Source organism: Oceanobacillus sp. FSL W7-1281 (genome assembly GCF_037969835.1).
GTDB classification, from domain to species: domain Bacteria; phylum Bacillota; class Bacilli; order Bacillales; family Amphibacillaceae; genus Oceanobacillus; species Oceanobacillus oncorhynchi.
On sequence record NZ_CP150214.1, the window covers coordinates 2,625,424 to 2,648,827 of the forward strand.

General features: G+C 38.4%; 23 protein-coding genes and 1 other annotated feature. Of the genes, 2 read left to right on the top strand and 21 right to left on the bottom strand.

Going from position 1 to position 23,404, the window contains the following annotated elements:
- Positions 1–49: 49 nt before the first annotated feature.
- The 3 genes from MKX55_RS13050 to MKX55_RS13060 all read right to left on the bottom strand — a co-directional run bounded on the left by MKX55_RS13050 (position 50) and on the right by MKX55_RS13060 (position 1,887).
- Positions 50–541, bottom strand: a complete 492-nt coding sequence (locus MKX55_RS13050; protein ID WP_339233148.1) for a dUTP diphosphatase — start codon at positions 539–541, stop codon at positions 50–52.
- Between the two features lie 66 nt (positions 542–607).
- Entirely contained in the window at positions 608–1,183 is a 576-nt protein-coding gene (locus tag MKX55_RS13055; protein ID WP_339233150.1) for a WHG domain-containing protein, read from the bottom strand.
- Complete coding sequence (locus MKX55_RS13060) at positions 1,180–1,887, bottom strand: MBL fold metallo-hydrolase (protein ID WP_339233151.1); 708 nt, start codon at positions 1,885–1,887, stop codon at positions 1,180–1,182. The genes MKX55_RS13055 and MKX55_RS13060 overlap by 4 nt, the downstream gene beginning before the upstream one ends.
- 224 nt (positions 1,888–2,111) lie before the next feature.
- On the opposite strand from MKX55_RS13060, the gene MKX55_RS13065 reads away from it, so the two are divergent.
- Entirely contained in the window at positions 2,112–2,510 is a 399-nt protein-coding gene (locus MKX55_RS13065) for a sigma-w pathway protein ysdB (RefSeq protein ID WP_339177592.1), read from the top strand.
- Positions 2,511–2,537: 27 nt separating this feature from the next.
- On the opposite strand, the gene MKX55_RS13070 is transcribed toward MKX55_RS13065, so the two are convergent.
- The 12 genes from MKX55_RS13070 to MKX55_RS13125 all read right to left on the bottom strand — a co-directional run bounded on the left by MKX55_RS13070 (position 2,538) and on the right by MKX55_RS13125 (position 12,642).
- Positions 2,538–2,837: a TIGR04104 family putative zinc finger protein gene (locus MKX55_RS13070; protein ID WP_339238527.1), complete on the bottom strand. Its 300-nt coding sequence runs from the start codon at positions 2,835–2,837 to the stop codon at positions 2,538–2,540.
- Between the two features lie 56 nt (positions 2,838–2,893).
- Positions 2,894–3,532 (bottom strand): VTT domain-containing protein, encoded by a 639-nt coding sequence (locus tag MKX55_RS13075; RefSeq protein ID WP_339233152.1) that lies wholly within the window; start codon positions 3,530–3,532, stop codon positions 2,894–2,896.
- A 131-nt stretch (positions 3,533–3,663) separates the two neighbouring features.
- Positions 3,664–3,939 (bottom strand): DUF1294 domain-containing protein, encoded by a 276-nt coding sequence (locus MKX55_RS13080; protein ID WP_339233153.1) that lies wholly within the window; start codon positions 3,937–3,939, stop codon positions 3,664–3,666.
- A gap of 135 nt (positions 3,940–4,074) precedes the next feature.
- Positions 4,075–4,431 (bottom strand): 50S ribosomal protein L20, encoded by a 357-nt coding sequence (gene rplT, locus MKX55_RS13085; RefSeq protein ID WP_042534495.1) that lies wholly within the window; start codon positions 4,429–4,431, stop codon positions 4,075–4,077.
- Positions 4,432–4,470: 39 nt separating this feature from the next.
- Positions 4,471–4,665 (bottom strand): 50S ribosomal protein L35, encoded by a 195-nt coding sequence (rpmI, locus tag MKX55_RS13090; protein WP_042534497.1) that lies wholly within the window; start codon positions 4,663–4,665, stop codon positions 4,471–4,473.
- Positions 4,666–4,697: 32 nt separating this feature from the next.
- Positions 4,698–5,204 (bottom strand): translation initiation factor IF-3, encoded by a 507-nt coding sequence (infC, locus tag MKX55_RS13095; protein ID WP_339185248.1) that lies wholly within the window; start codon positions 5,202–5,204, stop codon positions 4,698–4,700.
- Between the two features lie 65 nt (positions 5,205–5,269).
- Positions 5,270–5,401, bottom strand: a sequence feature (ribosomal protein L20 leader region).
- A 314-nt stretch (positions 5,402–5,715) separates the two neighbouring features.
- A complete protein-coding gene (gene thrS, locus MKX55_RS13100) occupies positions 5,716–7,650 on the bottom strand; it encodes a threonine--tRNA ligase (protein ID WP_339233154.1) in 1,935 nt (644 codons plus the stop codon).
- 350 nt (positions 7,651–8,000) lie between these two features.
- Entirely contained in the window at positions 8,001–8,840 is an 840-nt protein-coding gene (gene ytxC, locus MKX55_RS13105) for a sporulation protein YtxC (RefSeq protein ID WP_339233155.1), read from the bottom strand.
- Positions 8,841–9,469: 629 nt separating this feature from the next.
- On the bottom strand, positions 9,470–10,399 hold the full coding sequence (dnaI, locus tag MKX55_RS13110; protein ID WP_339233156.1) for a primosomal protein DnaI: 930 nt from the start codon (positions 10,397–10,399) through the stop codon (positions 9,470–9,472).
- A gap of 21 nt (positions 10,400–10,420) precedes the next feature.
- Positions 10,421–11,746 (bottom strand): DnaD domain protein, encoded by a 1,326-nt coding sequence (locus tag MKX55_RS13115; RefSeq protein ID WP_339233157.1) that lies wholly within the window; start codon positions 11,744–11,746, stop codon positions 10,421–10,423.
- An 18-nt stretch (positions 11,747–11,764) separates the two neighbouring features.
- Positions 11,765–12,238, bottom strand: coding sequence for a transcriptional regulator NrdR (nrdR, locus tag MKX55_RS13120; RefSeq protein ID WP_042534507.1), 474 nt, complete (start codon positions 12,236–12,238; stop codon positions 11,765–11,767).
- A gap of 20 nt (positions 12,239–12,258) precedes the next feature.
- Positions 12,259–12,642, bottom strand: coding sequence for a cytosolic protein (locus tag MKX55_RS13125; RefSeq protein WP_339177610.1), 384 nt, complete (start codon positions 12,640–12,642; stop codon positions 12,259–12,261).
- Positions 12,643–13,021: 379 nt separating this feature from the next.
- Here MKX55_RS13125 and MKX55_RS13130 point away from each other — a divergent pair, with 379 nt between their 5' ends.
- Positions 13,022–14,710: a HAMP domain-containing methyl-accepting chemotaxis protein gene (locus tag MKX55_RS13130; protein ID WP_339233159.1), complete on the top strand. Its 1,689-nt coding sequence runs from the start codon at positions 13,022–13,024 to the stop codon at positions 14,708–14,710.
- A gap of 112 nt (positions 14,711–14,822) precedes the next feature.
- Here the strand turns inward: MKX55_RS13130 and MKX55_RS13135 are convergent, their stop codons facing one another.
- The 6 genes from MKX55_RS13135 to MKX55_RS13160 form a co-directional block, all read right to left on the bottom strand.
- Positions 14,823–15,854, bottom strand: a complete 1,032-nt coding sequence (locus MKX55_RS13135; RefSeq protein WP_339177616.1) for a glyceraldehyde-3-phosphate dehydrogenase — start codon at positions 15,852–15,854, stop codon at positions 14,823–14,825.
- Between the two features lie 630 nt (positions 15,855–16,484).
- The gene (coaE, locus tag MKX55_RS13140; protein ID WP_339177618.1) at positions 16,485–17,087 is read right to left on the bottom strand and encodes a dephospho-CoA kinase; all 603 of its coding nucleotides are present in this window, start codon (positions 17,085–17,087) and stop codon (positions 16,485–16,487) included.
- On the bottom strand, positions 17,084–17,929 hold the full coding sequence (mutM, locus tag MKX55_RS13145; RefSeq protein ID WP_339177620.1) for a DNA-formamidopyrimidine glycosylase: 846 nt from the start codon (positions 17,927–17,929) through the stop codon (positions 17,084–17,086). The genes coaE and mutM overlap by 4 nt, the downstream gene beginning before the upstream one ends.
- Positions 17,930–17,941: 12 nt before the next feature.
- Entirely contained in the window at positions 17,942–20,578 is a 2,637-nt protein-coding gene (gene polA, locus MKX55_RS13150; protein ID WP_339177622.1) for a DNA polymerase I, read from the bottom strand.
- 510 nt (positions 20,579–21,088) lie between these two features.
- A complete protein-coding gene (locus MKX55_RS13155; protein WP_339177623.1) occupies positions 21,089–22,453 on the bottom strand; it encodes an ATP-binding protein in 1,365 nt (454 codons plus the stop codon).
- A complete protein-coding gene (locus MKX55_RS13160; RefSeq protein ID WP_339177625.1) occupies positions 22,454–23,146 on the bottom strand; it encodes a response regulator transcription factor in 693 nt (230 codons plus the stop codon).
- Between the last annotated feature and the right edge of the window lie 258 nt (positions 23,147–23,404).

Below are 23,404 nucleotides of genomic sequence, written 5' to 3' on the forward strand. Positions count from 1 at the left end.
TTAAAATCATTTGTTATAAGCTTACTCTTTCCCAACGTATGGAAAAGATTTAATAACCTTGATCCTGACGCTCATAATTAATTTTATTTTTATCCCAATAGGCCTGCTGGATATCCTCATCCGTAAACCCAAGCTGGTTCCCTAACCGCAGAGTCCAGCTGAACAGCTGCTGATAATTCTCATTTCTCGGGTTTTCCCGGTAGGTAATCGCCTTCTCATATACGTGATAAAAACATTCTGATTCGGTAATGGCCTCTTCCAGTTTTGTTTTATCCGCTGGTTGATAAATAAAATCCTTTTCTATACCAATGGACATTAAAAAATGCAGAACATCTACGTATTCTTCTAAAATAACCTGCCCGCTATTTCTTGGTTTGGTGCTCCAAAATTTAAAGCATCTTGTCTCATTTGCAAGCTCCCCAAGCTCTACCAGCAAGGCAAGATGCTTTTCACGAAATAAATTTACATCTGACAAATCATGATTATTTTCAATATATGTATCTAATTGCTTCTGCATATTAAATAGCTGATTCCAATCCAACGTAACGCCTCCTCTTCCATGTTCTCTTCCATTTTATCACAGACCTTTTAGAAAATCTTTTTATTCTCATTGCCCATCTTGATTTGAACGGCTTTCCAAATTTGTCAAAATCATCTCCAATCCGATTGTAAAGCTTTTTTCCAGCTCCTGGGGAAGCCCAAATCCTCCATTTACCTCTAACAGCGTGAATCCATGCAGATAGCTTCGTAATACCCGAATAAAATGAATCGCTTCCTCTTCGGACAACGTATATTTTTGCAGTATTTTTAAGAAAATGGCTACAATTTGCTCAGATATTTGTTTGGTTTCCTCGCTATTCCATGTATTTACTTTTTGTGCTAATTCATATTGGCCGGGGTTGTTTTTTGCAAAATTTCGATACTCCTTTGCAATCGCCCATAACGCTTCTTTCTTTTCCAGTCCAATACTGGCTGTGAGCAGCTTCTCATACAAATTCTGCATACTCTTATGAGCTGCTAAATCCAGTAAGTCTTCTAAATTTTCCACATGATTATATAGAGATGGCGATTTAATACCTAACTCCATAGCTGTATTTTTAATGGTTACACCGGATGTCCCCTTCTCCTTCACAATTTTTAGCGTTGCATCAATAATTTTTTCTTGATCTATCTTTTTTCTCATTTTTTTCGTCCGCCTTCTGCAACTTTAATTGCTTTTTTCATCTGCTCCTCTGGCTTGACGAGCATATTACCATGTCCTACTGCAAGTAATTCAGGACTTAAATCCAGTAATTTTTTTGCACTCTCTACAGCCGTTTTTCTGTCCCAAGTTGCTATTTTAGGAAAAGGAAACTGCCACTTTAAGACCCCGGAAACAGCAAGGCCTCCCCTTGTTTGAAATGCATCTCCGGCAATAAGCATTCGATGCTGCGGTTCAAAAAAAGACACCGCTCCCGGAGTGTGCCCCGGACTCGAAATTACTTCCAAAGAATCAATGAATTCTCCGCTTTCAAAAGTAAAATCAATCGGGATAATGTTTTTAGGAAATCCTCCCTTTACAGGTTTATCCGGTTCGTCTTCCTGCAAGTGAAAATCTTTTTTTAATAAATAACTGTCTCTTTTTGAAATTCCCACCAGTACTTCAGGAAAGACTTTTTTAAAATAGGGTATCCCGTTTACATGATCTCCGTGCGCATGTGTCAAAATTAATTTATTCAACGGTTTCCCAGTCTGATGAACAATTTCTTTTACCATATCAGTAAACTTACTCACGCCCATATCGATACAGATTAAATCTGCTTCCTGCTCTACAACAAAGCAGTTAATTGGAAAAAGATGTGGCAAAAAAGTAATTTGATATAAATTATGATACCGTTTAATTATCATTTTATCACCTCAACTAATATTATTAACATTATAACTAACCTGATTAGTTTAAGTCAATAAAATAATGTGAGGGCTTAAAACCGGAGGAGTTTCCAATATGACAATCAGAGAAGGCAGGAAAGATTAAATTTCAACATTTTTTTAATAAAATAATATTTCTCTGAAACTTTTTTGAATCTCATCCGTATGAAGGGGTAACAGGACGTTCTAAGGAGTAGATAATTATGGCCATCATTATCTTTCGAATATTATTAGTGATTGCAATCGCACTATTAATTTATACATGGATTCAATACTTAAAAAATCCTGAGCGGAAACTGCGTCTTTCTCAGGAAAATCAGGGTTTTTATTTATTAGATGAACAAAATAACAATAAGAAAAATTTCCAATTAACTTATAAAGGCTGCCTTTTTATCGGTGAAAAATACTTAGGGACCACCGAGGATGCTTTTGAAGTCGTGGATATTCATGTTACCGTTAAAAATCCATTAGAGCTTCGCGGATTGACGAGAGAGGATTTGTATTTTCTGGAGCAGGAAATACTAATTCATTACCCGCATGCTTCCATTACGTGGAAGCATCCGATTAATGAGCTGATTATAACAGAGATTACAAAAGACTAACCAGCCCGGACAGGACTGGTTATTTTTCTATACAAAAGGAGCTTCTTTGTCGGTAAAACGGTAAAAGTAAGGGATAATTAACATAAAAATAATAAATAAACAAAAGCTTACTGGAATGATAATCAACCAAGAAATGTTCCATACATTCATGATGAAAATAACAATCATTAGAATCGGACTGAAAAGAAATGTATTAAACCGGCTTTCTTTTGTTAAAAATTGCTTCTTTTTACAGCTTGGACAGCGCATTCTCCAGCTCCAGACAAGCTCACGAAGTTTAAATTCATGCTCACAATTCCAGCACGACGGGAGTTCCATATCATACATCACCTCTTTTAACGCCTTTCTTCTTACTTTTATTTTAAAACAACCAGCTCTTATGCTCAAGAGCTGGTTGTTTTACTCGGTGTAAGAGGTTTTGATAATCCATGATGCCGATACTCCGTTCCCGACGTTGGCGTAGCAAAAAACTCCTGCCATTTAATAATAATCTCTTTTCTCCTTAATAGGTACAAGGATGGGAGTAAGGCGATGATAAATGCAGCAATATATACTGGAGAAAGCTGAGAAATCCAGCCACCGATGCTTGTGTAGACAATTGCCAGAGGAATGTTTGTGATAAAGGAAGATTTAATATATCCTTTAAAGGTTTGATTCGTTTCGATCAAGCATAAAGATAATAAGTGAAAGTGGATAAATGGAACAAGACGTAACAGCGTAATCTGAGCTGTCGTCATTTCTGTATGCTTGCCAAGTAACCGCTGCTTCAAAATAATGAGCTTATCGATAGATTTCGGCATCCAGCCTGCCATGATATAAAAAAGCAAACTCGCCATTGTTATCCCGATAATAGAATAAACACTTCCTGCAATTGGACCAAATAAGATACCGCCAGAAATACAAATAAAGACAACTGGTAAGAATAACATCGGTCGAATGAGATGAAGAATAATAAACAGCAGCGGAGAAAGCACGCCTCCCATCTCAACAATCACCAGCAAATAATTCCCAACGTATTCCATGGCTAACCCTCCTCTGAGGAAGCTGGTTTCATTTCTATTTATATATATGTTTCAAGACGAGCTGTGTATGATAAAAGAATTACACTGGTTTTTCTATCTAAAAAATTCTCTATTAAAATGAAGCACTCCCTCTACAAATAGACAGTCAGGCTAATAAAGCTGATTATATTAATCACGATTAATACCGGAATCCCGATAGTAAAGCTCTTATGCTTTGTTTTATGCCGGAAAGTCTGCATGCCAATATATACACCGGCACTTCCTCCTAAAATAGCCAGCAGCCAAAAGGTCCGTTCAGGAATTCGATATGCTCGCTGCTTTGCCTTTTGTTTATCTTTAAACATCAAATAAAACCCAATCATGTTCGCAATCAGTATATAAAGAAGCCATGATGATATGTTTTCCATTTCTTCCTCCTGTTTTTATGAAAGATACCTTTTCATCATAAAGAAAGTCTCTGTTTCCTGCAACGCTGAGCGCTTTGATTCGAAAGATAAAAAAAGATCGCTATCCAATTTGGATGCGACCTCTCATTCTTCATGTTATTTTAAAGCTTCTTTTGCTTGAGATACTAATTGAGAAAATGCTTGTTCATCATTAATAGCTAAATCAGATAGCATTTTACGATTAATATCGATACCAGCAAGCTTCAAACCGTGCATTAGTTTGCTATAGCTCATATCGTTTAAACGAGCAGCGGCATTAATACGAGAAATCCAAAGTTTACGGAAATCACGTTTTTTCTGTCTGCGGTCACGATAAGCATATTGACCTGATTTGATAACCTGTTGTTTTGCTGTTTTAAATAGAGTTCTTTTCGAACCGTAATAACCTTTTGCTAATTTTAAGACGCGTTTACGACGACGACGCGTAACTGTTCCACCTTTAACACGTGGCATAAGAAATCCCTCCTGTATTCAATTACATATCTAAATTTATTATTTTGGCAGCATTTGTTTAATGCGTTGATAGTCCCCAGAAGAAACTAAAGTGCTCTTACGTAATTTACGTTTTTGCTTCTGAGATTTGTGTGCAAACATATGGCTAGTGTATGCATGAGATCTTTTTACTTTTCCAGATCCAGTTTTTTTGAAACGTTTTGCTGAACCTTTATGAGTTTTCATTTTAGGCATGTTTTTTTCCTCCAGTCATTGCAATAAAAAGCTTATTTTTTTTCATTTAATGGAGCGACCATCATAAACATATTACGGCCTTCCATTTTCGGTTTTGTTTCTACTGTTCCGAGATCCTTCACTTCTTCAGCGAAACGGTCCAGTACTTCTTTTCCGAGTTCTTTGTGGGTGATTGCGCGGCCGCGGAAACGGACTGCAGCTTTTACTTTATCCCCTTTTTCCAAGAACTTGCGTGCATTTTTAAGCTTCGTTTCAAAGTCATGGTCACCAATTCCAGGAGTAAAACGCACTTCCTTCACATTAATTACCTTTTGCTTTTTACGAGCTTCCTTCTCTTTCTTCTGCTGCTCAAAACGATACTTCCCGAAATCCATAATACGACATACCGGTGGTTTTGCGTTTGGAGCAACTAATACTAGATCAAGGTTTCGTTTCCCGGCAATATCCAGTGCTTCATTACGAGATTTTACTCCAAGCTGATCCCCATTTGCATCAATGAGACGAACTTCTCTTGCACGAATTTTTTCGTTAACATTCATATCCTTGCTAATAGCCAGCCACCTCCGAAATTTTGTTACTGATCTATCTGGACAAGTCATTTCAATACATAAAAAAAGTGTCGGTACATACTTGCACCCACACATCTCCTCATTCGTAAACATGAATCGTGATGAACCAGTCAACTATCCTCCATGGATGTCAATCAGGTGAGAAGCGGGTGCTTCTACTTGTCTTTAGATCATATCATTAACTTTTATAATATAGCATTTTATCGTTTACTTGTCAAGGACTGTATCCTTTTGTTTTAAACAACTATTGAATCATAGCACGGTTATTGTGAAGTGTCAATGGTTTTTCCCAAAATAGAAGTAAGACGGTTAACTTTGAAATGCTTCCTCATTTTAAGAAAATCCAAGAATACCGCTCGGTCTTTAAAACATCGATGTTCTTGCCATAGAAATGTCTGCTTGTACTTTTTTATTCCACAAAAAAGCTATTTTCATATCTAATATGAAAATAGCTTTTCTCTGTTAAAATTAGGAATATAGTTTATTTCTTCTGATTAATTTCTTCCTTGATAAAATCAACAAATTGATCAAATGGAAGTGTTTCTGTGTCTTGTTCACCGTAACGGCGGTAGTTCACACTGTTTGCTTCCATTTCCTTATCTCCCAGAACAAGGGCGAATGGAACTTTTTGTGTCTGTGCTTCACGTATTTTATAGCCCAGCTTTTCATCACGGCTGTCTAATTCAACACGGATACCTTCCTGGCGTAATTTATCCTCCACCTCTTTAGCGAAATCAAGATGCGCCTGCAAAGATACCGGAATGATTTTTGCTTGTACGGGGGCAAGCCAAGTAGGAAAAGCCCCTTTGTACTCTTCAATAAGAAATGCAACAAAGCGTTCCATCGTAGAAACGACACCACGGTGAATAACAACGGGACGATGTTCTTTTCCGTCCTCTCCGATATAAGTTAAGTCAAAGCGCTCTGGCAAGTGGAAGTCTAATTGCACTGTAGATAATGTTTCATCTTTTCCTAATGCTGTCTTCACCTGCACATCCAGCTTCGGACCATAGAAAGCAGCTTCTCCTTCTGCTTCTACATATTCCAAATTCATATCTTCCATGGTTTCCTTCAGCATTGCCTGCGCTTTATCCCACATGGCATCATTATCCACATATTTCTCTTTATCCTCAGGGTCACGATAGGAAAGACGGAAATAATAGTCATCAATTCCAAAATCTTTATACACACGCTGAACCAGTTCTACTACGCGGATAAATTCTTCTTTTAACTGATCGGGACGGGCAAAAATATGCGCATCATTTAATGTCATTGCACGGACACGCTGCAGACCGGCAAGCGCCCCGCTCATCTCATGGCGATGCATGGTTCCTAACTCTGCAATACGCACAGGCAGGTTACGGTAGCTCCATAGTTGATTTTTGAAAACCATCATATGATGCGGACAGTTCATTGGACGCAATACAAGCTCTTCATTATCCATTTCCATGGTCGGGAACATATCCTCCTGATAATGATCCCAGTGTCCGCTTGTTTTATACAACTCTACATTACCGAGAACAGGCGTATACACATGGTCATAACCTAAACGTTCCTCTAAATCAACGATATAACGCTCCACGTTACGACGAATAGTTGCTCCTTTTGGCAGCCATAATGGCAGGCCCTGCCCTACTTTTTGCGACACGGTGAAAATACCGAGCTCTTTCCCAAGCTTCCGATGATCTCTTTCCTTACGCTCTTCCAAAATTTGCAGATATTCCTCTAACTGTGATTTTTTCTCAAATTCGGTTCCATAAATACGCTGCAGCTGTTTATTATTACTGTCTCCACGCCAATAAGCGCCAGAAATACTTAATAATTTAAATGCTTTGATTTTACTGGTAGAAGGAACATGCACTCCTCTGCATAAATCAAAGAACTCCCCCTGTTCGTATATGGTTACTGTTTCACCTTCAGGGATTGCATCCAGCAGTTCTAATTTTAAGTCATCACCAATTTCCGCAAAGCGGGCTTTTGCTTCATTACGTGATACTTCCACACGAGTTATTTCTAAGTTCTCGTCCACAATCCGCTTCATTTCTTTTTCTATTTTTGGAAGATCCTCCGGAGTTAAGGTATGCTCCATATCAATATCATAGTAGAAGCCTTCTTCAATTACAGGTCCGACACCTAATTGCACGTTAGAATACAAGCGTTTTACAGCTTGCGCTAATAAATGGGCTGTAGAGTGACGTGCAATTTCCAAGCCTTCTTGGTCTCGATACGTAATAATTTCAATTTTTCCGCCTTTTGGTAGCGGACGGCGTAAATCTACAGGCTCTCCATCCAATTTAACTGCAAGTGCCTGCTTTTTTAAACCTGAAGAAATAGAAGCAGCAATATCTTCTCCTGTTGTTCCTTCAGGGAATTGTTTTTCAGCTCCATCTGGAAAAATAATTGTTAAATCAGCCATGTTTATCGAACTCCTTTATCAAATTAAAAAACGCTCCATCTCTTTGCGCTATGCAAAGGGACGAGCGTTTTATGCCGTGGTTCCACCCAAATTCCTGAAGATAAACTAATCCTCTTATCCTCAGCTTCATTGATCTTTAACGCAGATAGGACGTTACTGCCTACTTCCAATCGTTTCAGCAGCAATGCTCCGAGGCGGTAATTATTTCTTCACGAAAGGAAGCTTGCAGCCAAATGACTTCCCTCTCTGAGTACGTAATTAGGAAATAATCTTGTCCTCATCTCAGCAGCTTATTTTCAAACTCTATTCGTATTATATTCCTTTCAGGTTTGAAAAGCAAGTCCAATGGATTATTCCCCGCGAGACAGGATAGAAGTTCCTTCCGTTTCAAATTCCACCCTTTCTTGAAATATATTTGTTATTGTCATGATTTTCGGATCGTCCGGATCATCTCCATACACCTTTATTTTTGCTGGTGACATGGCAATCAGCGGGCTTAAATTAAATTCATTTTCATGCAGCCCCAATGCGTATAACGGTGCTTGAAACATCCACATACGCAGCTTATCTTTAGAGATCACTTCTCCTTTATCATTATAAAAAATAAAATTCTCTCCCTGTTCGATATAAATCAAATCAACACAGGGATCTTTTTTCTCGATATAATGACGGAGCATATCTATAAATGCCTGATGATCCTCTTCCCGTTTAAATTCTTCAATTGCTTTCCCCACACATTCGTGGACAAATTCTAAAAAGGAAGCAAGCCGGAAATGCAATATTGCACTAAAATGAATGCTTTTATGTTCTTTTAAATGACGAAAAAAAATATCCTGCAAAAGCTTTGTAGTATTCACATGTTCTCGTAAATACTGATTGTCTGAATCTGTTTCAAATAAAATCCACATAGAAAAATCATAAATACGGTTGATTTCATCTGGATCTGAAAAATAATAATTATCGGTAATCTTACCAATAATGATGTCAGAAAGATGCTCTTCTATAAAAACCTCTGCCATCACGGAGCTTATCACATGGATGAACTCCTTCTCTGCTAAATCCCCTTCCAGCCTTAATCTGCTGCTCCAGGCATTTGTTTGTTGATGTACTCTGATCTGCTTTCTATATGGAGTCAACTGATTACGAAAAGCCGTTACTTCTTTATTCGATTCAAAATACAGTTCCAACAATACATATCACCCTCATCCACTTACAAACTGTTACAATTATATGGACAAGGCTATATAAAAATGCGTAAACTAGTCAGACTAGCAAATGAAAGTCATGTAGTATAAGAAAAGTTGAAACCAAACCATGTTTGATAACCCTGCCAGTCAGCAAGTTTTCTTTAAAAGAAATGAGCTTGGGGGCTGCGGAAAACGGTGTATATTTCTGGGGTTCAGGATTACCAATGTTGTCAGGTTAGTGCGGCCGCTACGGAAAAACACTACGCTTTCCATGGGCTTGCGCTCAGCCTCCTTTAAAGAAGACTTAGTGATTGGCAAGCCGACAGCGCAGACAGAGCTAAAGTCGCACTTATGCCCCGAGGGTAGAAAAAAAGAAGTTCGCTTTTTTCTGCGGGGTCTTCACACTACGCTTTTCCATAGGAGTCTACGTGTTTTTCCTCCGCTAGACAGGTTTTATTACTATCTATATCAAATTTAATAAAATTCATTAACCTGACAATATTGTTAGGTTTACTCCCCCATGAAACCCTCTAGTTTTTTACCTACGTTTCCTGTTCATAAAAAAAGATTTCCGTATCTGAGCGGAAATCTTTTTTATGAAGGCAGATTGTGAATCATGTGTGTTCAAATCGTTATTCGTCTCTTCTATTTTTCCCAGACATTTTTACCACGCTGCTAACCTGCTTAATCCGTTCAATAATCCGGCCGGCTTTCACTTCTTCTACACCATTTCTGGTACTTGCCAATTCTTTCTCCAGCTCATTCAAATCAAAATTGGAGGAGAAAAAGACAGGCAAGCCTTCCATCATCCGGTATTGCAGTACAGAGCCCAACACTTCATCCCGGAACCAGGCAGATTGCAATTCCGCTCCAATATCATCCAGCATTAACACATCCGCTTTCTTAAAGAAATCTATCTTTTCGTTAAATGAATCATCTTTAAAAGAACCTTTTATTTCCCGGACAAACTCCGGCATGTAAATCAATGTAGTAGAATAATTTCTCTTTTTCAGCTCATTTGCTATCGCGCCGAGCAGATAGGTTTTTCCGATTCCAAAGGACCCATGAAGATACAGTCCTTTTTTCGGCAGCCCGCTTTTTGCTTCTTCTAAAAAGCTGATAATCTCACCAATGGCTGAAATTCTTGACTTATCTTGAATCACTTCTGACATTTTTGCTTCTAAAATCTCCTTCGGCATATAAAGACTTTGAAAAAGCTTCTGCTGTGCTTCCTGTTCCTCAACCTGAATACGCGAATGACATTTTTCATAGCTCAGTCTAATTTCATTTTTATCCATACTTAATACTGGAGAGTAACCCTGCATCAAATTCTGGCACTCTCCGAAAGATGCACAGCGGTCACACTGTTTCGATTGTGTTTTATATTCATAGAGCCGCATTAAATTTTTTTCAATATCGTGGTCAGTCAGTTCCGGATGATCACGCAAAAATGCTTTAACAGAGGGATCACTTAAAATTTCATTTTTTATTCTAGTGTAATTGGTTTTGAAGTTCTCATTTTTATCCATCCATGCTTTTAATTCGGATTGTATCGGTTTCACCTGTTATCCCTCCTTTTTAACTCAGCTTTCATTTAAATATTTTTGCAGCTTAGCTTCAATTTCCTGCTGCTCTTGTTCGCTTATATTGCTGTCCGTTGTATTTTTTGATGGTTTCTTTTTCCGGTTATTAAACCAGTCCGGAACAACTTCTTTTTTATAGTTGTTATTATAATTATTATTTTTCCTTGGTTTACTTTTGGATGATTTATATTTTTCCTGTTCTTGTTTAGCAAAGTTCATGGCATCTTTTGCTGTTTTCAAACCAACTCTTGACCAATGGCCCGCAATGGTTTCCATATACGCTTTAGACAGCTTCATATTGGATTGCAGCAGAACATAATGAATCAGTACATTCATGACAGGAGCTGGCAGTCCCTGTTTTGTCATCACTTCCCGGACCACTTTAATATCCTGCTCCGAAGCATGGTTTCCGTCAGATAAATCCTCCAATAACTGCTTTGGTGATATGGTCTCCAGCTCGTGAACCAGCTGCTCTTCTTTTGTCACAGGCTGCTTCATAGAAACTTGCGTATCAACAGTTGCCATTTTTTCGTTTAAACGGATAGCCTGTCCATTATTACGGGAGATAAACATATCATGGCAAGCAGATTTAAATTCTTCCTGATTCAATTGGTTATCTTCATCAAGTGCCCATAAGAGTGCTTTTTCTATTTCTACACTTTCTGCGTCATATAATACCTTCATTTGATAAATGAGTTTTTTATTTACAGAATGTAAAACTTTTTCAGCCGGAATAAACCGCTGACGAAGCGATTGTTCTATCCATGAAAAATCCATGAAATCCGTTTCTCTATTTTCTTTTTCATTTTCTATATTTAGAGCAGCAGACGCAGAAGGTGTAATCGTATCAAACACTTCATTAAAATCAGCTGTTACCTCTTCCCCATAAGCGATGCTGTCCTTTACGTAACGAGCATAAAGCTCATTATATTTCTGTTCTCCTATATGATGTAATAATAGCTGGGACAGCATAGGTTCTCCAAAAAATTGATTGGGGGAATAAGGACGCTGCACACTATAGGTATAATAGTCTCTGTTGTCCTCTCTTCGTTTATAGGTCTTTAATAACCCGATAGCTTCCAATTTTATACGTGCACGGTAAATATTATCCAGCGTTAAATTCAAATATGTCATTAATGTATGATGTGTCTGCGTTTTTTGCGCATAATCTGCCTCATAAAATAATGTATAGTATAACGAAATTGCCTGAATCCCAATCAACGGCTGATAAAAATGCGTCAATGAAGCATTAAAATCAATGGGAGGCTGCTCATCCATAACGACATGGTACCCATCAATAGGAAGGATTTTTCCGATTGCATTCATTTCAACCCATCCTTTGTTTTATTCTTCCTGTGTTTGTTTATCTGTCTTGATTATTTCTTTCAACTCATCCAAGAAAACAGTTATATCCTTAAATTGACGATAGACAGAAGCGAACCTGACATAAGATACTTCATCCACCTCAGCAAGTCTTTCCATCACCATTTCGCCTACATTATGACTCGAGACCTCTGAATTCCCTTCATTCCGTAATTTCTTTTCTACGTCTAAAGCTATATTTTCTATTGTATCTATCGCCACAGGGCGTTTCTCACAAGCTCTGATAATCCCTCTGGTAAGTTTTTCCCTCGAAAATTCCTGACGCATGCCATCTTTTTTCACAACAATGAGTGGTACTTCTTCAATCCGTTCAAAAGTGGTAAAACGAAATCCGCACTTCTCACATTCCCGGCGTCTGCGTATAGCTGCTCCCTCTTCAATTGGACGAGAATCTAACACTTTCGTATTTTTATTATTGCAGTTAGAACAACGCATTTCGTTCACTCCTTCTTCATTTACCCTTCTATTAATGGTAATTGTTCATTCACATGCTGATACATTCTTTTTATGATTTTATTACTGTAACCAAAATCTATCTGGAGAGGTGTCTCTGTAGTCACTGAAAAGTCAAGCGCTGTGTAATACGGACGGACCATAATGACTGTAGCAATAATGAAAACTTTTTTACCGCGTTTACTGATGGCACTAATCTCTCCATGCTGCTCCGAGCTGGCATGAATCGAAAAGTCAGAGCTTCCATTAAAATATGTCTCTAGTTCCTGAATAACAGTATTCTTACTCGCTTTATAATATCTGGTTTTTAAGCTTGCATCTATATGATGATCACTTGTTTCTGCATGATTACTAAAAAAACGTTTCATTTTATACCCTATCGACATAAACATACACATCCTATATTTATCGCTATAAAAAACTATTCTACAAGCATCTCTTGTCTCTGTAAACAGCATTGCAGCGTATTTATTCTAACGTATCTTCCAATTCTTTTAAACATATAAATACATACATATACGTATATATTATTTTAACATGATTTGTACATTTAAACTACTTTCCCAAAATAGAGTAAACTCCGGATTTAATATAAGCACATTAAAACGATGTTTATAAAACATAAACCCGTTTATTTTCCTTAGTATTATTTTCATAAAATAGTCACAAAGACTTATTACATATTGTTTATCGACAGCCGATAAAGTAATTAAGAAAGCCATTATCCATAAAGATGTCATCTTAAAAAAGAAGGAGTATGTTTTAATGAGTGTAGGAAAGAAATTGAATTTATCTTTTATTGTATTAATTGTTTTATTGGCTGTTTCTGTTGGAAGCAGCATCATGAATTTGAAAAACATTGAAAATGATGTAGAGGAGGCAATGGATTCACGCCTGGAGCAGCTTATATTAATTGAAAATATCCGCTATGATGTTGCGATGCAGGCGCTCCATACCCGTTCAATGATTTTAGAACCGGAGGAAGATAACCATAGAGAGAATCTTATAGCCGTCGCTGCAGATCTTGACGGCAATTTAGATGAATTACAAGGCTATTTAGCATCTGAGGAAATGAGATCATATTGGGACCAGGCTAATGCCCCGAATAATGATTTCAATGAGGCAATGCCAGATATTATAGCTGATGTGGAAAATGGGAATATCGAAGAGGCGACAGAAATTGTCAATACTACTGTACAGGATATCAACACCGCTATGCTTGATGCAGCTGAAGAAATGGAAATCTATCAAACTGGACAAATGGATAATATCGATAGCGAAATAAGCTCTTCCATTGTTACTGCCCAGGTTATTTCATTCGTTGTTCTGGGTGCAAGTATACTCATTGGTATTGGTTTAATGTTCTATGTTCGCCGTTCTATCACAGCCCCATTGGTAAGTGTCATGGATGTTGCAAGGAAATTTGGTGATGGTGATTTATCTGCAGAGGATATAGCTGTCAAATCTAAAGATGAACTAGGTCAGCTGGCTGCAATTTTCAATGCTTCTAAAAATAATACCCGGGACTTAATTATGCGTATTCAACACAATGCGGAACAACTGGGGGCATCATCCGAAGAGCTTTCAGCAAGTGCTGAAGAAGCATCTGCAACAACGGAAGAAGTGACGAAGCAAGCTGCAGAGACTGCGGAAACTTCTCAAACTGCAGCACACGCCGCAAATGAAAGCTCCCTTGCAATGGGAGAAACCGCTCAAGGTGTTCAGCGAATTGCTGAAGCTGCGCAGTCACTTCACGCTTCTTCCAGCGAAACAAGTGAAGCCGCACAAAATGGAACACTGGTTATCGGGGACGCTCAGCAGCAAATGAATCACATAAATGAATCTGCTTCTTCTGTCAATGATCTTGTGCTGAAACTGGCAAAACAAACAGAAGAAATTGAAAATATTACGAAGGTCATTACTGATATCACAGATCAAACCAATCTATTAGCATTAAATGCAGCGATTGAGGCAGCCCGTGCAGGTGAACAAGGAAAAGGATTTTCAGTTGTAGCAGATGAAGTACGCAAGCTAGCTGAGCAATCCAAAAAATCAGCCAGCTCTATCAGTCTGTTAACCACAGAAATCAAAAATGATACAGAAAATGTGGAGAAAGCCATGCAAACTGCTTTACCTGCTGTTCAAAAAGGAGTAGAGGTCATTACGGAGGCTGGAACATCCTTTGAAGCGATTGTGACTGCTGTCCAAGGAATGACACACGAAATCCAGGAGGTTTCAGCAACTTCTCAGGAGCTCTCAGCAAGCGCAGAACAAGTTTCTGCTTCTGTTACAGAAATTTCAACTGGATCACAGGTTATGTCTGGCAATATTGATACGATAGCCGCTTCAATGGAAGAACAATCTGCAACAATGAATGAAGTAGCCCATGTCGCCACTTCTTTAAGTGAAACTGCTCAAGGATTGCAGGAGGAGACACAGAAATTTAAAGTATAAAGCAGAAAAACATCCGCATGAACGCTCAAGCGGATGTTTTTCTGCTGTTATAAGAAACTCTTTTCGGGAAAAAGGAAGCTGGTATAGAAGCCTGCTTCCCTTTTATATCATTCTATGATGTTAAACGCACACTTTGTTCCATTTTATAACCTACATAGCTGACTAAATCGACAACACGTTTAGAGTAGCCCCATTCATTATCATACCAAGCAATAATTTTTAATTTATTATTATCCATCACCATCGTAGACAGCCCGTCAATGGTTGCAGAATAAGTACTTGTAGTATAGTCAATGGAAACCAGAGGTTCATCCGAATATTGAATAATCCCACGCATACTTCCTTCTGATGCTTGTTTGAATAAAGCATTCACTTCTTCTATCGTAACATCTTCTTCAATATCAATTACTAAATCTACCAATGATACATTAGGTGTCGGTACACGCAAGGCCATTCCATGTAATTTACCCTTCGTCTGAGGCAACACTTCCGCAAGCGCTTTAGCAGCCCCGGTCGTGGTCGGAATAATAGACTGCGTACAGCTTCTTGCCCGGCGTAAATCTTTATGCGGATTATCGATATTTTTTTGATCATTTGTATATGCATGAACGGTTGTCATTAATCCATTCTTTATTGTAAAGTGGTCATCGATTACTTTGACCACAGGAGCTAAACAATTGGTTGTACAAGAGGCATTTGAGATAACATCATCTAATTCTGGGTTGTAATCACTTTCATTTACACCGATGACGATTGTTTTATCAACTTCTTTTCCAGGAGCGGTGATGACTACTTTTTTTGCTCCAGCCTGTAAATGCCGTCCTGCTGCTTCTTTTGTGTTAAATTTGCCAGTTGCTTCGATAACAACGTCAATCCCAAGGTCTTCCCATGGTAATTTTTCCGGTTCTCTGAAATTCACCAAAAGAACTTCCTTCCGATTAACAATCAATTTGTTCGGCAGCGCTTGCACTTCTCCGTTAAAGGGACCGTGAACACTATCATATTTAATTAAGTGAGCAAGCGTTTCTGAAGGATAGCTCGCATTAATGGCAACAACTTCTAAATGTTCCTCTTCCATTGCTTGACGAAAGACCATTCTACCAATTCGACCAAAACCTGTAATTGCAATACGCGTTTTTTCCATAAGCACTATCTTCCTCCCGAAAATGTTATACTTTTTATATTTTGTTGTAATTAGTATAACACATATAAGCGAAAGTGTGTCATTAAATATTAAAATGTTTCACACATTTTTTGAATACCCTCTATAAGGAACAACTGGATGTCCATTTAAACAGGTGACGTACATATTTTGGCCTTCGCAAAGATTTTACTGACTTTTTTCCAGAAACCATTTTCAGCTTTTCTTTTTCAGCCACAAGAAAATCACTTGGTCTTTAAAATACTGGTATTCTTGCTTTTCCCGCAGGAGTCGTCTTTCCTCCGCTCCCATCTTTGAAAAAAATATGTTTCATTTACTTTCTTTCAAAGAAAAGAAGCTGTTTCTAGCGACGGGTTTGATAGGGCGAGTAATCGCAGTCCCAAATTTAGCTCTGTTTGCACCTGTCAGCTTGCCAGTCAGCAAGTCTTCTTTAAAGGAGATGAACTAGGGGCCCATGAAAAGCGATGTGTATTTCTGGGGCCTAAGATTACTCACCCATGAAACCCGTCGGAGCAGCTATACTCAGCATTTTTATAAACATTTTTTTCTGCCATACAAAAGACACTATCTGAACGGTGTAAATTATAGTTCAGATAGTGTCTTTTTACTCACCTATTCCATTACTTCCCATTTTTTCAACAAATCGTATAACTGCCTTTGGCTTTCTTCCACGGAATGATTATTATCAATTACTTCATCAGCTAGCTTTGCCTTCTCCGCTAATGGCATCTGTGATTTAATCCGATTCATTGCTTCCTGTTCATGAAGCTGATTTCTTTCCATTAAACGTTTTAACTGTGTTGATTCATTTACAAACACAACCAATGTTTTATCTGCTAAAGAAGACAGCTTGCCTTCAAACAGCAGAGGAATATCCAGCACAATGCATTTTTCTCCCTGTTCTAAATACGCTTCTTTTTTCGTCAGCATCCGTTCGCGGACTGCCGGGTGAACAATGTGGTTTAATTGTTGTCTTTTTTCCTTATCTGAAAAAATAATAGATCCCAGCTTCGGCCGGTCAATCGACCCGTCTGGACTTAATATGTCTTTGCCAAACACCTCGATAACCTGTTTATAAGATGCTTCCCCTGGTTCAACAACCTCTCTCGCTATCACATCTGCATCAATTACGGGGATACCTAATGCTGTAAACATTTTCGCTACCGTGCTTTTCCCGCTGGCAATTCCTCCGGTCAATCCAATCACTAAACTCATAAAACATTCACCTTTTTTTGCGGCTGGCAATGAAGACATAGATGCGTCCCCCGTCCGCCAACCTTCATTTTTATAATTTCTTCTCCGCAGGTTTTACATGGCTTCTTATCTTGACCGTAAACATATAAAACCTGTTGAAACATTCCCATATTCCCTTGGCTGTCTACGTAGCTTCGGATGGTTGTCCCGCCAGCTTTCACAGCTTCTTGAAGTGTTTCAATGGCTGCAGAACGAATAGCAGACACTTCTTTTTTTGTCAGTTCACTGCATTTTGTTAACGGATGGATCCCGGAACGGAATAACGTCTCGTCAACATAAATATTTCCAAGTCCCGTCACCAGATTTTGATCCAAAAGCGCCGTTTTAATATATCGGGATGATTTTTTCAGCTTTTCATAAAAATAATCCGCCGTAAATGCTTCTTCAAACGGCTCAGGACCAAGTGCAGCCAAAGGGGCCTGCGTGAACTCACTCCCTTTGGCCAATAAATGCATGGTTCCAAACTTACGAACATCGTTATAACGCAATGTTTCCCCATTCTTTAAATGGAAGATAACATGCGTATGCTTTTCTATCTTCTCTCCCGGCTGATGCAGCCGATATTTTCCTTCCATTCTTAAATGGGATACAAGCACATATTCATCTAAATAAAAAAGCAGAAACTTCCCTTTTCTTTTTATTTGTTGAAAGGTTTGTCCTTCCAGAAGATGCTTGAATATCTCCGCATCATCCGGCTGTTTTATTATATTTGCCCAAAGAACATCTACTTTTTCAATCGTCTTTCCTTGAACAAGCAATTTTAACGTCTCTTTAATGGTTTCTACTTCTGGTAATTCCGGCATTTTCCCTTCCCCTTACTTCGCGTCAAACCAGCTTTCTCCATAAGAATAATCGACCTTCAGCGGAACAGAAATCTCTACCGTCTTCTCCATCATTTCCGGAACGATTTCCTTTAAGATTTCAATCTCGTCTTCCGGTGCTTCTAAAATCAATTCATCATGGACCTGTAATAAAAGCTTGGCCTGCAGTTTTTCTTGTTTCATTCGATGGTCTAAATCAATCATTGCTTTTTTGATCACATCCGCTGCACTTCCCTGAATAGGTGTATTCATCGCTGTTCTTTCCGCAAAACTGCGTACATTAAAGTTCCTGCTTGTAATATCAGGCAAGTAACGGCGACGGTTCATCAGTGTGGATACATAGCCTTTTTGCTTTGCTTCAACAACAATGTCATCCATATATTCTTTAACACTTGGATAGCTCTTAAAATACCGTTCGATGAATTGTTTCGCTTCTTTCCGCGTAATCCCTAAGTTCTGGGATAGTCCATAATCACTGATTCCATATACAATCCCAAAGTTAACAGCCTTTGCCTGCCGGCGCATACCCGAGGTGACTTCGTCTCTCTCGACATGAAATACATCCATTGCTGTCTGTGTATGAATATCCAAATCATTTTTAAAGGCAGCAATCAATTTCTCATCCCCTGCAATATGGGCAAGTACCCGTAATTCGATTTGCGAATAATCGGCCGCAAACATTTTCCAGCCTTCTCGAGATGGAACGAACGCCTGCCGTATCTTTCTGCCTTCCTCCAGACGAATAGGGATATTTTGCAAATTGGGATCAACTGAGCTCAATCTGCCTGTCTGTGTTAAAGCCTGATTAAAGCGTGTATGAATCTTATGCGTATCTTTACGGACCACCTTTTGCAAGCCTTCAATATAGGTTGATTGCAGCTTCCCTAACTGACGGTACAAAAGTAATTTAGGAATTATTTCGTGCTGATCTGCCAGCTGTTCCAAAACATCTGCTGCCGTAGAGTAACCAGTCTTTGTCTTCTTGATTACAGGAAGCCCTAAATCTTCAAATAACACCGGCCCGAGCTGCTTCGGTGAGTTCAGATTAAATTCCTTGCCAGCCAATTCATATACTTCTTTTTCTAAATTGCTAAGCCTTTCTTTTAAATCGTCTCCCATTTCTTTCAGCCGGTCCACATCTACTAAAACACCCTGATGCTCCATCTCAGCAAGAATCAAAGCAAGTGGCATTTCCAGTTCTTTTAATAACTTCGCCTGTTCATTGTCCTCTAATTCCTTCTCCATCGCCGGATATAATTCAAGCAGTGCATTTGTCTTTCGAATCACATGTTCACTGAGAATCGCTTCTTCCGGAACCTTTTGTTTCGCACCTTTTCCATAAACCTCTTCATCAAAGGATACGTCATATTTTCCTTTTCTGCTTGCAATAGCAGGTATGTCATGGCTGTTTTCAGCAGGATTGATTAAATAAGAAGCAAGCAACGCATCAAACACAATTCCTTCTATTTGTATATCATTCCGTAATAAAGCAACTTTTGTCCGCTTGGCATCAAATACGATTTTCTTTTTTTGATGGTCCTGTGCCCATTTTTTGAAAATAGGAGATTCCATCGCAATCGAAGTAGGGATAAAGCTTTTTTTATTTGCATTGACAATGCCCACGCCTTCTATCTGTGCAGTATGATAATTTTCACCTAACATCTCTACTACGAATACATCTTCCTCAGAAAAAAGGTCTTCCGTTATTTCTTCCACGATGTCATAATTTATCTCTTTATGCTCTATTGTCTCTTCTTCCGTTTCCTCAGATCCGGTTAGACGCGTCAACAGAGATTGGAAGCCTAAATCCATAAACATTTGACGGACGGAAGCGGCAGAATAGCCTTCATAAATGACATCATCCAGACTGACCTCAATTGGCGAGTCCCGATTAATTGTTGCTAAATCTTTACTCATTACCGCATCATCTTGGTGGTTTGTTAAATTTTCTTTAAGCTTTTTCCCGCTTACCTCGTCCAGATTCTCGTAAACCTTCTCTAACGTATGAAATTGCGTTAACAGCTTCGTAGCTGTTTTTTCGCCGACACCCGGCACTCCCGGGATATTGTCTGAGCTGTCTCCCATCAGTCCTTTTAAATCAGTAATCTGTTCAGGCGTTACCTGCATTTTCTCAAGAAGATAAGACGGTGTATATTTTTCAATTTCACTGATTCCTTTTTTGGTTACGCTGACCGTCACGTGATCCGATACAAGCTGCAATAAATCTTTGTCGCCAGAAATAACGGTTACTTCCCAGTCATTATCATCTGCCTGTTTTGATAATGTGCCAATGATATCATCTGCTTCATACTGATCTAACTGGTAATGCTTGATGTCAAAAGCATCCAGCAGCTCTTTTAAGACTGGAAATTGTTCAGAAAGCTCTGAAGGTGTTTTTTGACGCCCTCCTTTATACTCTTTATAGGTTTGATGGCGGAATGTTGTTTTCCCGGCATCGAAGGCCACGAGCATATGCGTTGGCTTCTCTTCCTCTAAAATACGGAGCAGCATCGTAGTAAATCCGTAAACGGCATTCGTATAGACGCCTTTTTCGTTATTCAATAATGGCAGAGCAAAAAAAGCACGGTAAATAATACTGTTGCCATCCATTAGAATTAGCTTTTTGGTCATAATTCCGTCTCCTTTATCTATCAACTGTTTAAGTAACTTTATTTTATCATGTTTGGAGAAAACTGCATAATACACACGTTCTTATTACATAGTTTTTCCAATCTTTACACGTCGCATAACCAATTAAACTCGTATCTTTATTACATCGATATCTTTCAGAACTAAAAGCGCAATGGTCTTCGGTAGAGCGAGTAATCGCAAAAGCTTTTCGATGGGACGAGTAATCGCAGCAATGTTGTCAGGTTAGTGCTACCGCTGCGGAAAAACACTACGCTTTCCATGGGCTTGCGCTCAGCCTCCTCAAAAAAAAGAAGTTCGCTTTTTTTCTGCGGGGTCTTCACCCTGCGCTTTCCCATAGGAGTCTACGTGTTTTTCCTCCGCTAGATAGGTTTTACTACTAGCTGTATCAAAATTAATAAAATTCATTAACCTGACAACATTGGTAATCGCAGCCCCAGTCCTGTTGAAGCCCTTCAGAAAAAAAGCCATCACTATGGCGCTAGTGATGACTTACTCTTTCGGAATATATACATGAACAGCAGTTCCTTCGTTCACTTCACTTTCTACAACAATTTCTCCTTGGTGGACCTCTATAATATGCTTCACAATAGCAAGCCCCAGACCAGTGCCTCCTGTATTCCGGCTCCTGTCCTTATCGACTCTGTAAAAACGCTCAAATATTCTTGAGATGGCTTTTTGTTCGATCCCAATTCCTGTATCTGTAATCGAAAAATGAACCTGACCCTTTTCTTCAGATACATTTAGATTGACGGTTCCTCCTGCCGGCGTATAGTTGATTGCATTATCTACCAGGTTGATAATCACCTGCTTCAATTTTTCAGCATCCGCATTTACACTAATATCAGAAGAAACAGTTGCTTTAAAATGCAGTTCTTTTTTCTCTGCCTTTTTTTCTAAAGTTGGCAGGACTGCATCTATCATCTGTTTAACATTAAAATCTTCTTTTTCTAATTGAAAGCCTTCCCTTTCTAAACGGGAAAGTTCTAATAAATCCTCTATCAGTAATTGTAAGCGGTGACTCTCCTTATAAATAATCTCAATAAATTCTTCTGCTGCTTTTTCATCATGCTGTTTCTCCTTTAGCGTTTCTGCAAACCCCCGGATAGAAGTTATTGGTGTACGCAGCTCGTGAGAAACATTGGCAACAAAATCTTTGCGCATTTTTTCTAAACGCTTTAATTCCGTAATATCATATATAACGAGGACAGCACCCTTAATCATATTATGCTCATTAAAAATAGGAGCTGCAATCACTTCCATATAGTTTTTAGTCAGACCGCGCTTATTTTTAAATTGTTCTTTGACAGGCTGTTCATACAGAAATGTTTTTTGGATAACGTCGTGCATTGCCTCGTTTTCAAATACTTCATAATATAAATGACCGCGATATTGTTTCTCTTTTCCTTGGAACATTTCCGTGAATCCTCGATTCACCAGATGAACGTATCCTTTTTCATCAATCAGTGCAAGCCCGTTTTTCATATTATCAATAATAGAAGTTAATTGCTCTGCATGCATTTGTTCCTGAATCGTAATTTCATTCATATTTCGCGCTAATTTATTGATATTTTTGCTTAACTGCTCCATTTCTTCACTATTGCTGTTATTAAAACGGGCAGAATAATTTCCTTTAATCATTTCATTTACTGTTTTTGAAGCTTTGTTAAGCGGTCTTGTGTATTTATTGTAGAATTGCATAAATATGATGGAAATCACTAAAAATTCCACTAAAATAATTGCTGCGATAAATATCCAGTTTCCTTGAGCTTGTACCATTAACCAGCCTGATAAAACCAGGACAATCGTGATACCTAGTATGTTAGGAAACAGTGGCTTCGAAAATAATATTTGCATTTAAACCGGCTCCTCCAATTTATAACCTAATCCGCGGACTGTTTTTATATAAACAGGCTTTTTGGAATTTGGTTCAATTTTATCCCGCAGATGACTCACATGAACATCTACAATTCGCGTATCTCCAACAAAATCATAATCCCACACACTGCTGAGTAATTGATCTCTGGAGATAACCTTTCCCTTATGTTTAGCCAAATAATACAGCAGTTCAAACTCTTTTCGTGTAAAAGTAATTAATTCTTCTTTCATTTCTGCTTCATAGCGTTCCGGGTAAATCGTTAAATCCTTTATCCGGAGTGCTTGATAATGATTCTCCAGCGGCCGCTGCGCTCTTCTGATAATAGCTTTCACGCGGGCAACTACTTCTTTCGGACTGAACGGCTTTGTCAGATAGTCATCTGCACCAAGCTCCAGACCGAGAATTTTATCTATTTCTTCATCTTTTGCAGTAAGCATCAATATAGGCGTATCAATATCATTCTTTCTTAATTTCCGGCATACTTCTATTCCATCCAGTTTTGGAAGCATTAAATCTAAGATAATTAATTCATAGCTGTCTGCAGTTGCTTTTTGATAAGCTTCTTCTCCATCGTATGCTACCTCTGTCGTAAATCCGGCATTCTCCATATTATATTTTAATAAAGTAACAATTGATTGCTCGTCATCCACAATTAGAATCTGTTTTCCCACTTAGAAAATCCCCCTTATTCATATATACGTTCTCTTAGACAAAAATTCCTTCTTTTAAAGCTCCCTTTTTTTGTTAGATGAAGATGTAAGAATGTATCTTTATATATTTTATTTTCTTTATTCTACCATTATTCACGTTCAACGCCTATTCCATAAGTAAATGTTAATAAAACTTAACAAAACTATCCAAATAAAAATAATGGTTTAAGAAAAACCTGAAGCAAGATGTGCTACAGGTTTTTGTGTGAGGGAGTTTTC

Excerpts from the sequence above, each read along its gene's own strand:
- rpmI (WP_042534497.1), bottom strand. The coding sequence starts at position 4,665 with ATGCCTAAAATGAAAACTCATAAAGGTTCAGCAAAACGTTTCAAAAAA.
- MKX55_RS13155 (WP_339177623.1), bottom strand. The coding sequence starts at position 22,453 with ATGCAAATATTATTTTCGAAGCCACTGTTTCCTAACATACTAGGTATC.
- nrdR (WP_042534507.1), bottom strand. The coding sequence starts at position 12,238 with ATGCGTTGTTCTAACTGCAATAATAAAAATACGAAAGTGTTAGATTCT.
- MKX55_RS13115 (WP_339233157.1), bottom strand. The coding sequence starts at position 11,746 with ATGAATGCAATCGGAAAAATCCTTCCTATTGATGGGTACCATGTCGTT.
- MKX55_RS13075 (WP_339233152.1), bottom strand. The coding sequence starts at position 3,532 with ATGGAATACGTTGGGAATTATTTGCTGGTGATTGTTGAGATGGGAGGC.
- polA (WP_339177622.1), bottom strand. The coding sequence starts at position 20,578 with ATGACCAAAAAGCTAATTCTAATGGATGGCAACAGTATTATTTACCGT.
- MKX55_RS13070 (WP_339238527.1), bottom strand. The coding sequence starts at position 2,837 with ATGTATGATATGGAACTCCCGTCGTGCTGGAATTGTGAGCATGAATTT.
- thrS (WP_339233154.1), bottom strand. The coding sequence starts at position 7,650 with ATGGCTGATTTAACAATTATTTTTCCAGATGGAGCTGAAAAACAATTC.
- MKX55_RS13060 (WP_339233151.1), bottom strand. The coding sequence starts at position 1,887 with ATGATAATTAAACGGTATCATAATTTATATCAAATTACTTTTTTGCCA.
- MKX55_RS13130 (WP_339233159.1), top strand. The coding sequence starts at position 13,022 with ATGAGTGTAGGAAAGAAATTGAATTTATCTTTTATTGTATTAATTGTT.
- rplT (WP_042534495.1), bottom strand. The coding sequence starts at position 4,431 with ATGCCACGTGTTAAAGGTGGAACAGTTACGCGTCGTCGTCGTAAACGC.
- infC (WP_339185248.1), bottom strand. The coding sequence starts at position 5,204 with ATGAATGTTAACGAAAAAATTCGTGCAAGAGAAGTTCGTCTCATTGAT.
- mutM (WP_339177620.1), bottom strand. The coding sequence starts at position 17,929 with ATGCCGGAATTACCAGAAGTAGAAACCATTAAAGAGACGTTAAAATTG.
- MKX55_RS13065 (WP_339177592.1), top strand. The coding sequence starts at position 2,112 with ATGGCCATCATTATCTTTCGAATATTATTAGTGATTGCAATCGCACTA.
- coaE (WP_339177618.1), bottom strand. The coding sequence starts at position 17,087 with ATGAGTTTAGTGATTGGATTGACCGGAGGAATTGCCAGCGGGAAAAGC.
- MKX55_RS13135 (WP_339177616.1), bottom strand. The coding sequence starts at position 15,854 with ATGGAAAAAACGCGTATTGCAATTACAGGTTTTGGTCGAATTGGTAGA.
- MKX55_RS13055 (WP_339233150.1), bottom strand. The coding sequence starts at position 1,183 with ATGAGAAAAAAGATAGATCAAGAAAAAATTATTGATGCAACGCTAAAA.
- MKX55_RS13080 (WP_339233153.1), bottom strand. The coding sequence starts at position 3,939 with ATGGAAAACATATCATCATGGCTTCTTTATATACTGATTGCGAACATG.
- MKX55_RS13125 (WP_339177610.1), bottom strand. The coding sequence starts at position 12,642 with ATGTCGATAGGGTATAAAATGAAACGTTTTTTTAGTAATCATGCAGAA.